This window comes from Brevundimonas sp. GW821-FHT12C05, assembly GCF_058807475.1.
The window spans coordinates 114,610-126,749 of sequence record NZ_JBXAQS010000006.1; the positions used below are offsets into that span (position 1 = coordinate 114,610).

Annotated in this window: 16 protein-coding genes and 1 tRNA gene; 8 read left to right on the forward strand and 9 right to left on the reverse strand. The window is 69.4% G+C overall.

Translation table 11 applies throughout. The features are described 5' to 3' along the window. Nucleotides 1-58 precede the first annotated feature (58 nt). Complete coding sequence (locus AC1RRF_RS16360; protein WP_492836448.1) at nucleotides 59-592, forward strand: Ig-like domain-containing protein; 534 nt, start codon at nucleotides 59-61, stop codon at nucleotides 590-592. A 122-nt stretch (nucleotides 593-714) separates the two neighbouring features. On the opposite strand, the gene AC1RRF_RS16365 is transcribed toward AC1RRF_RS16360, so the two are convergent. Continuing rightward, nucleotides 715-804: transfer RNA gene (locus AC1RRF_RS16365), tRNA-Ser, on the reverse strand. Between the two features lie 132 nt (nucleotides 805-936). Here AC1RRF_RS16365 and msrA point away from each other — a divergent pair. The 3 genes from msrA to AC1RRF_RS16380 all read left to right on the forward strand — a co-directional run bounded on the left by msrA (nucleotide 937) and on the right by AC1RRF_RS16380 (nucleotide 2,516). Continuing rightward, nucleotides 937-1,584 carry a peptide-methionine (S)-S-oxide reductase MsrA gene (msrA, locus tag AC1RRF_RS16370; protein ID WP_492836450.1) on the forward strand — a complete coding sequence of 216 codons (648 nt, stop codon included), beginning with the start codon at nucleotides 937-939 and terminating at the stop codon, nucleotides 1,582-1,584. Between the two features lies 1 nt (nucleotide 1,585). After that, the gene (locus tag AC1RRF_RS16375; protein ID WP_291833648.1) at nucleotides 1,586-1,927 is read left to right on the forward strand and encodes an MmcQ/YjbR family DNA-binding protein; all 342 of its coding nucleotides are present in this window, start codon (nucleotides 1,586-1,588) and stop codon (nucleotides 1,925-1,927) included. 73 nt (nucleotides 1,928-2,000) lie between these two features. Then, nucleotides 2,001-2,516 carry a cytochrome C gene (locus AC1RRF_RS16380; RefSeq protein WP_492836452.1) on the forward strand — a complete coding sequence of 172 codons (516 nt, stop codon included), beginning with the start codon at nucleotides 2,001-2,003 and terminating at the stop codon, nucleotides 2,514-2,516. Here the strand turns inward: AC1RRF_RS16380 and AC1RRF_RS16385 are convergent. The 8 genes from AC1RRF_RS16385 to flgF form a co-directional block, all read right to left on the reverse strand. Continuing rightward, nucleotides 2,513-4,306 (reverse strand): DUF885 domain-containing protein, encoded by a 1,794-nt coding sequence (locus AC1RRF_RS16385; protein ID WP_492836454.1) that lies wholly within the window; start codon nucleotides 4,304-4,306, stop codon nucleotides 2,513-2,515. The genes AC1RRF_RS16380 and AC1RRF_RS16385 overlap by 4 nt on opposite strands. Before the next feature lie 52 nt (nucleotides 4,307-4,358). Then, nucleotides 4,359-4,865 carry a hypothetical protein gene (locus AC1RRF_RS16390; RefSeq protein WP_492836456.1) on the reverse strand — a complete coding sequence of 169 codons (507 nt, stop codon included), beginning with the start codon at nucleotides 4,863-4,865 and terminating at the stop codon, nucleotides 4,359-4,361. A 14-nt stretch (nucleotides 4,866-4,879) separates the two neighbouring features. Continuing rightward, nucleotides 4,880-5,323: a hypothetical protein gene (locus tag AC1RRF_RS16395; protein ID WP_492836458.1), complete on the reverse strand. Its 444-nt coding sequence runs from the start codon at nucleotides 5,321-5,323 to the stop codon at nucleotides 4,880-4,882. A 39-nt stretch (nucleotides 5,324-5,362) separates the two neighbouring features. After that, the gene (locus AC1RRF_RS16400) at nucleotides 5,363-5,833 is read right to left on the reverse strand and encodes a hypothetical protein (protein WP_492836460.1); all 471 of its coding nucleotides are present in this window, start codon (nucleotides 5,831-5,833) and stop codon (nucleotides 5,363-5,365) included. Nucleotides 5,834-6,022: 189 nt separating this feature from the next. Beyond that, entirely contained in the window at nucleotides 6,023-6,757 is a 735-nt protein-coding gene (gene flgH, locus AC1RRF_RS16405; RefSeq protein WP_492836462.1) for a flagellar basal body L-ring protein FlgH, read from the reverse strand. A gap of 10 nt (nucleotides 6,758-6,767) precedes the next feature. Continuing rightward, entirely contained in the window at nucleotides 6,768-7,373 is a 606-nt protein-coding gene (locus AC1RRF_RS16410) for a flagella basal body P-ring formation protein FlgA (RefSeq protein WP_492836464.1), read from the reverse strand. Continuing rightward, nucleotides 7,370-8,158 carry a flagellar basal-body rod protein FlgG gene (flgG, locus tag AC1RRF_RS16415; RefSeq protein ID WP_492836466.1) on the reverse strand — a complete coding sequence of 263 codons (789 nt, stop codon included), beginning with the start codon at nucleotides 8,156-8,158 and terminating at the stop codon, nucleotides 7,370-7,372. The genes AC1RRF_RS16410 and flgG overlap by 4 nt, the downstream gene beginning before the upstream one ends. Before the next feature lie 14 nt (nucleotides 8,159-8,172). Beyond that, the gene (gene flgF / locus AC1RRF_RS16420) at nucleotides 8,173-8,910 is read right to left on the reverse strand and encodes a flagellar basal-body rod protein FlgF (protein ID WP_492836467.1); all 738 of its coding nucleotides are present in this window, start codon (nucleotides 8,908-8,910) and stop codon (nucleotides 8,173-8,175) included. 178 nt (nucleotides 8,911-9,088) lie between these two features. Here flgF and AC1RRF_RS16425 point away from each other — a divergent pair, with 178 nt between their 5' ends. The 4 genes from AC1RRF_RS16425 to AC1RRF_RS16440 form a co-directional block, all read left to right on the forward strand. Continuing rightward, the gene (locus AC1RRF_RS16425) at nucleotides 9,089-9,745 is read left to right on the forward strand and encodes a flagellar basal body-associated FliL family protein (RefSeq protein ID WP_492836469.1); all 657 of its coding nucleotides are present in this window, start codon (nucleotides 9,089-9,091) and stop codon (nucleotides 9,743-9,745) included. A 3-nt stretch (nucleotides 9,746-9,748) separates the two neighbouring features. Further along, entirely contained in the window at nucleotides 9,749-10,807 is a 1,059-nt protein-coding gene (gene fliM, locus AC1RRF_RS16430; RefSeq protein ID WP_492836471.1) for a flagellar motor switch protein FliM, read from the forward strand. After that, nucleotides 10,807-11,358, forward strand: coding sequence for a DUF6468 domain-containing protein (locus AC1RRF_RS16435; protein WP_492836473.1), 552 nt, complete (start codon nucleotides 10,807-10,809; stop codon nucleotides 11,356-11,358). Before fliM ends, AC1RRF_RS16435 begins: the two co-directional genes overlap by 1 nt. A gap of 28 nt (nucleotides 11,359-11,386) precedes the next feature. Beyond that, nucleotides 11,387-12,140 (forward strand): MotE family protein (locus tag AC1RRF_RS16440; protein WP_492836475.1); only part of this gene is annotated, 754 nt, incomplete at its 3' end.

Here is a 12,140-nt window from a genome sequence, read left to right on the forward strand (position 1 = left end):
GCGCCACCTCGTGCCACGATCTCGTTGAGGTTGCCTCCGGTGTGGAAGGTGGGATGAGATGCGTCGAAGCAAGCTTCTGGGTCTGGGTCTTTCGATCGCACTGATCGGCGCGGTGACACCCGCCGTGGCCCAGGAATATCGCTACGACAGCCTTGGGCGGCTCGTCCGGGTCAACAACGCCAATGGCGTCAACTCCTTCTACACCTACGACCACGCGGGCAACCGCCTGCGTCTGGCGAGAGGCGCCTACACGACGCCGCCGACGCCATCCCCGGCCCCATGGGCGGCGGACGACAACTACCTCATGGCGATCAACACGACCCTGTCGCTGTCGGTGCTCAGCAACGACACCGGAACGGGGCTCACCGTGATCTCGGTGGCCAATGTCACCGGCGGCTACGCCTGGGTGGCCTCGGGCGGCACGGGCGTCGTCTATTCCACGCCCGGGTTCGCCAGCGCCCAATCCTTTACCTACACCCTCCAGGACAACCAGGGACGCACGACCTCGGGGACTGCCTATATCGAGGTGTATGATCTCGGCGGGCCTACGTGCGAGCCGGGCGGGGGGCAACTGTGCGAGGTCGAGCCCTAGGGCGCTCGGCCTGATCGCGAGGCGAGTGTTTGGCGTTGAACGGCGGCCCGACGTCAAACGCCTATAAAGTCGCGACTTATCGGACGTCGGTGGATCTGTGCGGATGCGTGAAGGTGCGCCCGTGGCGGACAGAGAGGGATTCGAACCCTCGGTACGCTTTCACGTACACACGCTTTCCAAGCGTGCGCGATCGACCACTCCGCCACCTGTCCGTTTCCACGACGCGCGTGAACTTGCCGGACGGTCCATCCGGCGAGGGGCGCTGATTAGAACAGTCGGACCCCCTCGGCAAGCGCCGGATGATGGCCCATATGGGCGGCGTACGATTTGTCCGGAGTTTCCCCATGCTCTCGCAGAAGACCAGCCTGCCCACGCCTGAGGCCGCGCTGCCCGGCCGGACGACCCCCGTGATCACCGACGAGGTCCATTTCGTCAGCGGGCGGCCGCTCAAGGGCCCGCATCCGGAGGGCTTCGAGACGGCCGTTTTCGGCATGGGCTGCTTCTGGGGCGTGGAGCGGGTCTTCTGGTCCCTGCCGGGCGTCTGGGTGACCTCGGCGGGCTATACCGGCGGCTACACCCCCAATCCGACCTATGAAGAGACCTGCACCGGCCTGACCGGCCACGCCGAGGTCGTGCAGGTGGTCTTCAATCCCAATGAGATCGGCTACGGCGACCTGCTGAAGGTCTTCTGGGAGAACCACGACCCGACCCAGGGCATGCGTCAGGGCGGCGACATCGGCACCACCTACCGGTCGGCGATCTACTATCTGGATGAGAATCAGCGCGACCAGGCGCAGGCGTCGCGCGACGCTTACCAGGCGGCCCTGACGGCGGCGGGGCAGGGGCAGATCACCACCGAGATCACCCCGGCGGGCGTCTATTATTTCGCCGAGGACTATCACCAGGGCTATCTGGCCAAGAACCCCGAGGGTTATTGCGGCATCGGCGGGACGGGCGTGACCTGCCCGATCGGCGTCGGGGTGGAGGCCTAGAATGGATCGCGCGGGGATCGGCAAGGCCTGCTTGGCCCTGCCGGGGGCGACGCTGGATCATCCCTTCGGCGACCATCACGACGCCTACCGCATCGGCGGCAAGATGTTCGTCATGGTCGGCGAGCAGGGCGGGGTGTCGTTCAAGGTCTCGGACATCGCCTATGAGGTGCTCACCGAGGAAGGGCGCGCCCGCCCGGCGCCGTATCTGGCCCGCGCGAAATGGGTGAACCTGCCGGACCCGTCCGCCTGGCCAGACGACGAACTGGCCGAGCATTTCGCCATCGCCCATTCCATCATCGCGGCGAAGCTGACGAAGAAGCAGCGGGCCGAACTGGGGCTCTGACGGGGCGACCTCCGCCGGCGCGTTGCGTGAGTCCGTCAAACGTTGTTCTCTGCCCGCCTCGGGGGAGATCATCATGACCGGCAGACATCTCATCATGGCGGGCGCCTGTGCGCTCGCGCTCGGATCCTGCGAACAGGCGCGGGTCAACGTCACCACCTCGGATGGGCCGCATGTGGTCGCGGCGACGGATATCGAAGCGGGCCGCTATCTGGTGCGCGTCGGGGGCTGCAACGACTGCCACACGCCGGGGTATCCGCAGAGCGGGGGCAAGACGCCGGAGTCGGACTGGCTGAAGGGCTCCGGCATGGGCTTCATGGGGCCGTGGGGGACCAGCTATCCGCACAACCTGCGGCGCACCGTCGCCGGGATGAGCGAGGACGCCTGGGTCGAGATGCTGTCGACGCGCGAAGGCCTGCCGCCCATGCCCTGGCCAAGCGTCCGGGCCATGGCCGACGCCGACAAGCGGGCGCTGTACCGCTACATCAAGTCCCTGCCGCTGGAAGGCGACCCGGCTCCGACGGCCCTGCCGCCCGGTCGGATCCCGACCACGCCCTATGAGGACATGAGCCCCAAGGGACCGGCGGCCTAGCGCGCCTTCTCCTCCGCGATCCACCGGTCCATCCGCTCGTCCAGCAGGGCCATCGGCAGGGGGCCGTCGACCAGCAGGGCGTCGTGGAAACGGCGCACGTTGAAGCGGTCGCCCAGCGCGGTCTCGGCGCGGGTGCGGACGGCGCGCAGGCGAATCTCGCCGACCTTGTAGGCCGTGGCCTGCCCCGGCCAGCCGATGTAGCGCTGCAGCTCGGTCTCGATGTTGTGCGGGGCCAGGGCCGAGTTGTCGCGGAAGCAGGCGCGGGCCTGTTCGATGTCCCAGCCCAGCCAGTGGATGCCGGTGTCCGCTACCAGCCGGCAGGCGCGCCACATCTCGTAGCTGAGGCGTCCGAACCGCTCATAGGGGGTGCGGTAGAAGCCCATCTCCTCGCCCAGGAATTCGGCATACAGCCCCCAGCCTTCGGTGAAGGCGGTCACGTCCACGCCGCGGCGGAAATACGGGCCTTCCTCGGCCTCCTGCTGCAGGGCGATCTGCAGGTGGTGGCCGGGCACCGCCTCGTGCAGCGTCAGGGCCGGAAGCTCGTACAGCGGTCGCTGGTCCAGCCGGCTGGTGTTGACGATGTAGCCGCCGGCGATCCCGTTCTCCATCGAGCCGGGGAAGTAGCGGCCGGTGGTGTAGTTGGCCTCGATCTCCGCCGGCACCGGCCGCACGCCATAAGGCGTCCGGGGCAGGGTCCCGAACAGGGCGGGCAGACCGTCGTCAGACCTTTTGGCCATCTCAGACGCCTTCTCCAGCAGGTCCTCGCGCGTGGTGGCGTAGAACTGCGGGTCGGTGCGCAGGAAGGTCAGGAAGGAGGCGAAATCGCCGGTCCAGCCCGCGGCCCGCATCTCGGTATCCATGCGGGCGCGGATGCGCGCCACCTCTTGCAGGCCCAGCTGGTGGACCTGATCGGGCGTCATGTCGGTGGTCGTGTAGCCGCGCACCAGGAAGGCGTAGAGCTCGCGCCCGCCGGGCCGGTGAACCAGCCCCAGCGTCTCGGGGGCGTGGGGCAGGTAGTCGTCCCGCAGGAAGCGGACCCAGGCCTGGCGACGCGGCATGATCTGCCTGGCCACCACGCCCTGCGCACGCGCCCTCAGCTCGGCCTGCTTGTCCGTGGGAATCGAGGCGGGCAGGGCGGCGAACGGCTTCAGCAGCGGGTCGGTCGCGGGCGTCAGCGCCGCTTCCGGCTCCATCAGGGTGAGCGCGTTCTCGACGATGGACCGGGGCTGGGTCAGGCCGGTCGCCAGCCCGCGCCGGGCGTTGGCCAGCTGGTCGTCATAGAGGGCCGGCATGGCCTCCAGGCGGGCGATATAGGCCTCGGCGTCGTCGATGCTGGTGATCCGGGTGACGCTGGCGACATAGCCCAGGCTCTGGCCCGGCCCGCCTTCCGAGCTGAAGGCGTCGATACGGCCCGTGTCCAGCGGGATGCGGTCGCGGGCGCGCTTGATGACATAGGCCATGAAGGCGTGGTTCAGCCGGTCATCGTCATTCAGCCGCGCCGGATCGATGGCCGCCAGCCGGTCGGCGAATCCCTTAAGCGTCGGCTCCTGCGCCAACTCGAACGCCCGCGAGGCGTCGGGCAGGCGGCGCAGGGCGTCACGGTCGCCCTCCATTCCGGCCGAGATCGGGTCGACCGACCGCAGATAGATCTCATAGTCGTTCAACAGGGCCGCCAGCGCGGGGTCCTGGGCGTTGCGCGCCACGGCGGGCGGAGGCGGGGTCTGGGCGACAGCGGGGGCGGCGCAGGCGGCCAGCAGGGCGGCGCCGGCGACGGCGAGAACGAGCTTCATTTGGGGTCCCTCCCGGATCCGGAGGGGACTGCACCGGAGCGCGCGCCTTGCGTCAACCGCAGAAGGCGAAGAACCGTTCGACGCGCTCGCCCGAGCCGGGCTGCGGGGCGTAGGCGTGACGCGCCTCGCCCTCCCACACCGCCAGCCAGCCCGTGCGGCGGAAGCGCTGGAACACCGGCTCGCCCGCCTTGGCCTCGGCGGTCAAGAACAGGCCGTCATTGACCTCGGACGCCTCGGCCTCGGCCGGGAAGCGTTCAGTCTCGCCGCCCGACTCCAGGTGAATCTCGGACGCCGCGCCGACGGGGGCCAGGGCGCTCAAGGCCAGCTGACCCGAGCGCTTGCGGCAATCCAGACCGATCTTCAGATCGTCGCTGGCCTCGGCGCCGTAGGCCAGCCGCGCCTCATCGCCGTCCTGATGCAGGAACCAGTCATAGCCCGCCACCGGGACGGGCGATCCGGACGACGCGGGCGACAGTCCCATGCCGGGCTGGCCCGTGGTGTTGCACGCCGCCAAGGCCAGGGTCAGGCCGGCGGCGGCGATCGGGACGGTCAGGCGCATGGGGAAACTCCGGCTTAGCCGGAGCACAGTTCGGCGAAGCGGCGCAGCTTGGCAAGGTGCGCCGTCGGAACCTCGATGGTTCGCCGCTGCTCCCCGAGCGCCACGCCCAGCCGTCCGCTGACGCCGAACGCCGCGAACACGGGGTGGTCGGTGCGTAGCACCAGCTTGATCCCGCCGCCGCGCGCGGCCTCGGACTGGGCGACGGCCGAGGCGTCGCCGGCGGTCACCCGCGCCATGCCCACGCCGGGCTCGCCGCCATACAGGGTCAGGCGGGCGACGCTGCTGCCGGGGTCGCATTCCAGGGTCGTGCGCAGGTTGGCGGTGTCCGGCACCTCATTGGCCAGCACCACGGGCGTGTCGCTGTACAGGGTCCAGGTCCACGCCGCTTCGGGTGGAGCCGCGACCGCGTTCTGGGCGCCCAGTGTCATCACCGCCGCGGCGGTCAATATGGCGATCATGCGTTCAGCCCCCGCTGCAAGCCTGTCTGTAAAAGGTGGTCAGGCCTGATCCGTTCCGCAATAGGAGAGGAAGGCGCCGACCAGGGCGCGCTCCTTGTCGGTCGCGGTCAGCTCGAACCGCCCGGCCTCGCCCTCGACCGCCAGCACGCCCTTGCGGGCCAGATCGCGCAGGGTCGGGTCGTTCAGCGAAATGCGGGCCTCGTCGGCCAATTCGCCGCTCAGCGGGTCGATGGGGGCCTCGGCCATGGACGCATGGATCAGTCTTGGGGTGGCGGGCTGCACATCGCCATAGACCACGGCCTGGGCCCGGCCCGGTTCGCAGGTCATCATCAGCGCCAGCTGGTCGGAGTTCTCCATCCCATAGGCCAGCTTGGCCATCCGGCCCTCATGGCTCAGATGCCAGCCCATGGCCCCGGACGCGGTCTGCTCGTCCGAATTCGACGCGCTGGACTGCGCGGCGAACGCGATCAGGCCCAGGGCGGCGACAGCGGGGACAACGAACTTCAGCATGGGACGGACACTCACCTCTGATCGGCAAACGTTGATGTCCGTTAAGAGTTCACGGCTCAGCTGAACGAGGGCTGACGATCGGCGGGTCGTGATGGAAACGCCGCACCCGGCAAGGCGGAACGCCCGCCGGGGTGACCGGCGGGCGTCCAGGATGACGGTCGGACCCGAGGGGCCGAAGGTCGCGGCCCGTTAGAACGGAGAGAATCTTTCCACCAGCGACTGGGCCGCCGGGGTGGCCTGCATGCGGCTGATGTCGCCCCGGCCGCCGTAGCTGATGCGGGCCTCGGCGATCTGGGTGTGGTTGATGGTGTTGGCGGAGGAGATGTCCTCGGGGCGCACGATGCCGGCGACGGTCAGCTCGCGGACCTCGCGGTTGGTGCGCACTTCCTGCCGACCCTGGATCACCAGATTGCCGTTGGGCAGGACGTCGGCGACGACGGCGGCGATGGTCAGGCTGACTTTTTCGGCCCGGTTTACCGAGCCCGAGCCGGTGGCGTTGGCCTGGCCTTCCGTGCCGATCATGTTGGCCGGGTCGAAGCCCCCCGGGAAGGCGCGGCCCAGGCTGTTCTCGAGCCCGAAGAAGTGGGTCACGCCGCCCGAGGCCTCGTTGGTGCGGTTGCGGGTGGTGGAGTTGTTGGTCTGGGCGCGGTCGTCGATGTCGATGTTGACGGTCACGATGTCGCCGACGCGGCGCGCGCGCTGGTCGCCGAAGAAGGTGCGGGCCCCTGCGCGCCACAGGCTGTTGGCGCTGGCGGCGCGGTCGGCCGCCTGCTGCTCGGGCGAGGGCAGATAGGTCTGGCTGGTCGGCACCAGGGCCGCCGGATAGCCGATGGGGGCCAGTTCGGGACCGCGCACGGCCTCGATGGCGGTCGAGCAGGCGCCCAGGGAGAGGGCGGCGGCGGTCAGGATCAGGGCGGTACGCATGTGACTTCCCCTAGCGGGCGGCGAACTGTTGGGTGCGGATCGACTGGGCGCCGGGGCCGGCGACGGCCTGGCCGGGCCCCGTGGCCACGGCGTCGATGACGCGATTGGATTGCAGGTTGCGGATGGCCACGCGCTGGCCTTCGGCGGCGTTGCCTTCGGCCCGGCCGGTGATGGTCAGACGCACGCCGCCGGTCTCGTACAGGACCTCGACCATGTCGTTGCGGGCGATGACCCGCTCGGCGGCGCTTGGTGCGCGCGTCGCGGTGCGCACAGGGGCAGGGGCGGCCGGGCCGGCGGCCGCGACGGCTTCCGGCGGAGTCGCATCCGGGGCCGCTGCGGCGTGGCGCACCACGACCCGGCGCAACCCGGTCGGATTTGCCCAGTCCAGACCCGCCTGACGGGCCATGCCCTGCAGCTGCGCGGCCTCGAACACGATCGAAGGGCCCGCGCGGCGGCCGACGACGACATTCGCCGCCCCGCCCGCGCCGTCGAAGATGTCGCCCAGGGTCACCTGGCCGTCGTCGTCCACCGGATTGGCTCTCAGCGTCACCGGCCCCGCCAGCGCGGGACCGACGAGGGCGAAGGCGCAGACGGCGCCGAGGATCAAGGCCCTCACGATTTCACCTGCGAGGCGACCGACAGCATCTGGTCGGCGGTGGTGATGATCTTGGAGTTCATCTCATAGGCCCGCTGGGCGATGATCAGGGCCGAGATTTCCGACACCGCGTCGACGTTCGACGCCTCGGTGAACTTGTGCAGGATCTCGCCGAAGCCGACCTCGCCCGGCGTGCCGACGTTGGCCGCGCCCGAGGCGGCGGTCTCCAGCAGCAGGTTGTCGCCGATGGCTTCCAGGCCCGCGTCGTTGAAGAATGTCGCCAGCTCCAGCTGCCCGACGACCGCCGGGGCGGTGTTGCCCTGGGTGAAGACCTGCACCTGGCCGGACTTGGAGATCTGAACGTCGACCGCGTCCTGCGGGATGGTGATGTTCGGCTGCACCGCATAGCCGTCGTCGGTGACCAGCTGGCCCTCGCCGTTGATCGCGAAATTGCCCGCCCGGGTGAAGGCGGTCTCGCCCGAGGGCATCAGGATCTGGAAATAGCCTCGGCCATCGATGGCCATGTCGTACATGCCGCCGGTCTGGGTCGGCGAGCCCTGCTCGGTGACGCGATAGACCGCTCCGGCCTTCACGCCGGCGCCGATCTGGATGCCGGTCGGGACCACGGTGCCCTGGGTGGACGACTGCGCGCCCATCCGCTCGACGTTCTGGTACAGCAGATCCTGGAACTCGGCCCGTTGGCGCTTGTAGCCGACGGTGTTCATGTTCGCGATGTTGTTGGAGATGACCTCCACGTTCAGCTGCTGGGCGGCCATGCCCGAGGCGGCGGTTCTGAGCGCGCGCATGTCTCAGTGCTCCCTTACGACACCCGGCCCAGCCGCTCGACCGAGCGGCGGGACAGGTCGTTGGTGTTCTCGATCATCCGCGTGACGCTCTCGTAGGCGCGCTGGATTTCGATGAGGTTGGTGATCTCGAGGATCGGATTGACGTTGGAGCCCTCCAGCATGCCCTGACGGATCTGGGCTTCGGGGGCCTCGGTGGCCACGGCGTTGGAGGCGTTGCGGTACAGGCCGTCGCCGCCCTTCTCGAGGGCGCCCAGGCTCTCGAAGCGGACCACCGCCAGGCGGCCGACGACCTGGTCGTCCTGGGTGATGGTGCCGTCGGCGCCGACCGAAATCTCGCCCAGGGTGGTGTCCAGGACGATCTCGCCGGATTCGCCCAGCACGGCCTGACCCTGTTTCGTGGTCAGCCGGCCCGTGGGATCCAGGGTGAAGGCGCCGTCGCGGGTGTAGGCCTCGCCGGTCCCGTCCTGCACCTTGAAGAAGGCGCCGTCGCCTTCGATGGCGAAGTCCAGGCTGCGGCCCGTCTGCGACAGGGCGCCCGCCGAAAAGTCGCGCCCGACCCCGTTGTCCAGCACGAAGCTGACGCCTGGGCGGATGAAGGCGTTGCGCGCCCGGTCGCCGAGCTCGGCGCCCACCAGCAGTTGCTCGACCTTGAAGCCGTTCGTGTCGGCGTTGGCGATGTTGTTGGCCACGACATCGAGTTCGCGGCGCAGCGTCATCTGGCGTGACAGTCCAACGTAGGCGGCGTTTTCCACGGGCAGCTCCTTTCAGCCCTTCCCGTCGCAACGGTCGTGCCAACAAGGTTAATCCAGTGGTGGCGGGCATTTGGCCCGATTTGTCCCCTGCGGCGCCCGGCAGGATTTGCCGGCTCTAAACGGCTCGTTAACCAAACCCGGCTGAATTGGAGGCTGAGATTCTCAGGGCTCGGGGCGCATGCTGAAGTTCGGCAAGAAGAAGGACGCAGGCGGCGACGCCAACCTGCCCGCCGTGACCGACGGTGAAACCGTCGACGGCGAAGGCGCGCCCGCCAAGAAGAAGCTGCCCCTGCTGTTCATCGTCATTCCGGCGGCCCTGGTCGTGCTGGGCGGCGGAGGCGGCGCGGCCTTTCTGCTGATGCAGCCCAAGTCGGCGGCGGCGGAAGAAGACGGCGGCCACGGCGCGGAGAAAGCCGACAAGAAGAAGGGCGGCGGTCACGGCGCGGAGAAGAAGGGTGGCGGCGGCCACGGCGCCGCCGCGGAAGGCGAGGCCAACCCCGCGCTGGGCGTGATCAGCGAGGGGCCCGACGGCGTCACCTTCTACACCATGCCCGACATGGTCATGAACATTCAGGCCGACAGCGGTCGCCCGACCTACCTCAAGCTCAAGCTCACCCTGGAGATGCAGGACGCCGAACTGGCCACGCATCTGCAGGAAGAGATGCCGCGCATGAAGGACATGTTCCAGAGCTTCCTGCGCGAGCTTCGTCCCGAGGATCTGGCTGGCTCGTCCGGCAGCTTCCAGCTGCGCGCCGAGATCCTGCGCCGCGTCAATCTGATCGCCGCCCCCGGCAAGGTCGACGCCGTGCTGATCGAAGAAATGCTGGTGCAGTAGCGGATGACTGACGCCGCCTTCGCCGACGACGCCGATCCGTTCGCCGAGCCCCTGGCCGACGAGCGTCCGGTCGCGTCCGAGCGGGTCCTGAACCAGGATGAGATCGACAGCCTGCTGGGCTTCGATCTCGGCGACGACGACGGCTCCGAACGCTCGGGCATCCGCGCCATCATCAACTCGGCGCTGGTCTCCTACGAGCGCCTGCCGATGCTCGAGATCGTCTTCGACCGCCTGGTGCGGCTGATGACGACCTCCCTGCGCAACTTCACCTCGGACAACGTCGAGGTCAGCCTCGACAACATCTCGTCGATCCGCTTCGGCGACTATCTGAACTCGATTCCGTTGCCCGCCATCCTGGCGGTCTTCCGGGCCGAGGAGCTGGACAACTACGGCCTGCTGACGGTCGATTCCAACCTGATCTATTCGATCGTGGACGTGCTGCTGGGCGGCCGCCGGGGCACCGCGGCCCTGCGCATCGAGGGCCGGCCCTACACCACCATCGAACGCGTGCTGGTGCAGCGGATGGTCGAGGTCATCCTGAACGACGCGCGTCAGGCGTTCGAGCCGCTGACCCCGGTGCATTTCACCCTGGACCGGCTGGAGACCAATCCGCGCTTCGCCGCCATCGCGCGCCCTGCCAACGCCGCCATCCTGGTCAAGCTGCGCATCGACATGGAAGACCGTGGCGGCCGGGTCGAACTGCTGCTGCCCTATTCGACGCTGGAGCCCATCCGCAAGATGCTGCTGCAGCAGTTCATGGGTGAGAAGTTCGGCCGCGACAACATCTGGGAAGGCCACTTGGCCACCGAACTCTGGACCACCGAGACCGAGGTCCGCGTCGTCCTCGACGAACAGCAGGTGCCCCTGTCGCAGGTCCTCGACTTCAAGGTCGGCGACACCCTGATGCTGAACGCCACGCCGGAGTCGCCCGTCTCGGTGCGCGCCGGAACCATTCCGCTGACCATCGGCCGCATGGGCCGCAAGGGCCAGCATATCGCCGTGCGTATCGAGGCCCCGGTGAACATCGAGGCCGCCTCCAGTCTGGTGAAGGGAAAGCGCTGATGACCGGCATGATTCTGGACGGCATTCTGATGCTGCTGCTGGTCGCGGCCCTGGGCTATGGCGTGCGGCTGGAGCGCAAGCTCAGCGCCCTGCGCGCCGGCCAGCTGGCCTTCGCCTCGGCGGTGACCGATCTCAACGCCGCCGCCGGCCGCGCCGAGGCCGCCCTGGCCTCGCTGCGCGCCTCGGGACAGGAAACCGACCTCCTGCACGACCGGATCATCAAGGCCCGCGAGGTGAAGGCCCAGCTCGAAGCCCTGATCGTGCGCGGCGGCGAATACGCCCCCGCCCGCGCCGCCGAGGCTCCTCGCACCGAGCCGCGCGCCGTGGCCCCGGCTCTGAAACCTGTTCCGGCCCCTGTGTCCGAAGAGGACGCCCGCGCCGCCCGCATGCAGGCCCTGGCCGAGCGTATCCAGGGCATGGCCGCGCCGGCCCGCCCCGCCGCCGCGGGCAACGTCCACGCCATCCTCGGCGCGCTCACCGCTAACCAGTCCGCGAAGCAAAGCCTCAACCAGGCGCGTCGTAGCCTGGACGACGACCTCTTCGCCGCCTGATCTCCCTCCAAGGGTCCGAGTACCGTCCATGGCCAGAATTCCGCGTCTCCTGCCCCTGATCGCCGTCGCCATCGGCGGCGTGGTGGTGATCCGCGCCATCGGCGTGGCTCCGGGCCTGTTCGAGGGCGCCAAGGCCTGGGCCGAGGAGGCCGTGCCCGCCGGGGCCGCGCCCAAGCCCGCCGCCGCCGTCTGCGCCCTGACGCCTGAGCAGCTGGCCCAGCAGGCGGGCATCTCTCCGGCCGAGCTGCGCATCATCCAGTCGCTGTCGGCCCGTCGCGCCGAGCTGGACGCCCGCGACACCGACATGGCCTCCATGCTGCCCCTGCTGACCGCCGCCGAGCAGAAGCTGGACGCCCGCGTTCAGGCCCTCGAAGCGGTGAAGGCCGAGGTCGCCGCCATGCTGGGTCAGGTGGACGAAAAGCAGAAGGCCGAGAACGACCGTCTGGTCGCCGTCTATTCGGCCATGCGCCCGCGCGAGGCCGCCCGGGTCTTCGCCACCCTCGATGACGATGTCCGCCTGCCGGTCGCCGCCGCCATGCGTCCGCGCACCCTGGCCGCCGTCATGGCCCAGATGGACCCCGCCGCCGCCCGGGTCCTGACCGAGAAGCTGGCCCGCCGTTTCGCCGCCCAGCAGGCCCTGGCCGCCCGCGCCGCCGCGGCCTCCACCGAAACCCCGGCTCCGGCCTCGGCTCCCGCGCCGGCTCCCGCGGATGTCGCCGCGCCGCCCGCCGCGACCCCGACGCCCCAGCCCGCCGCTGGAGCCCCGGCGGCGTCGCCGCCGC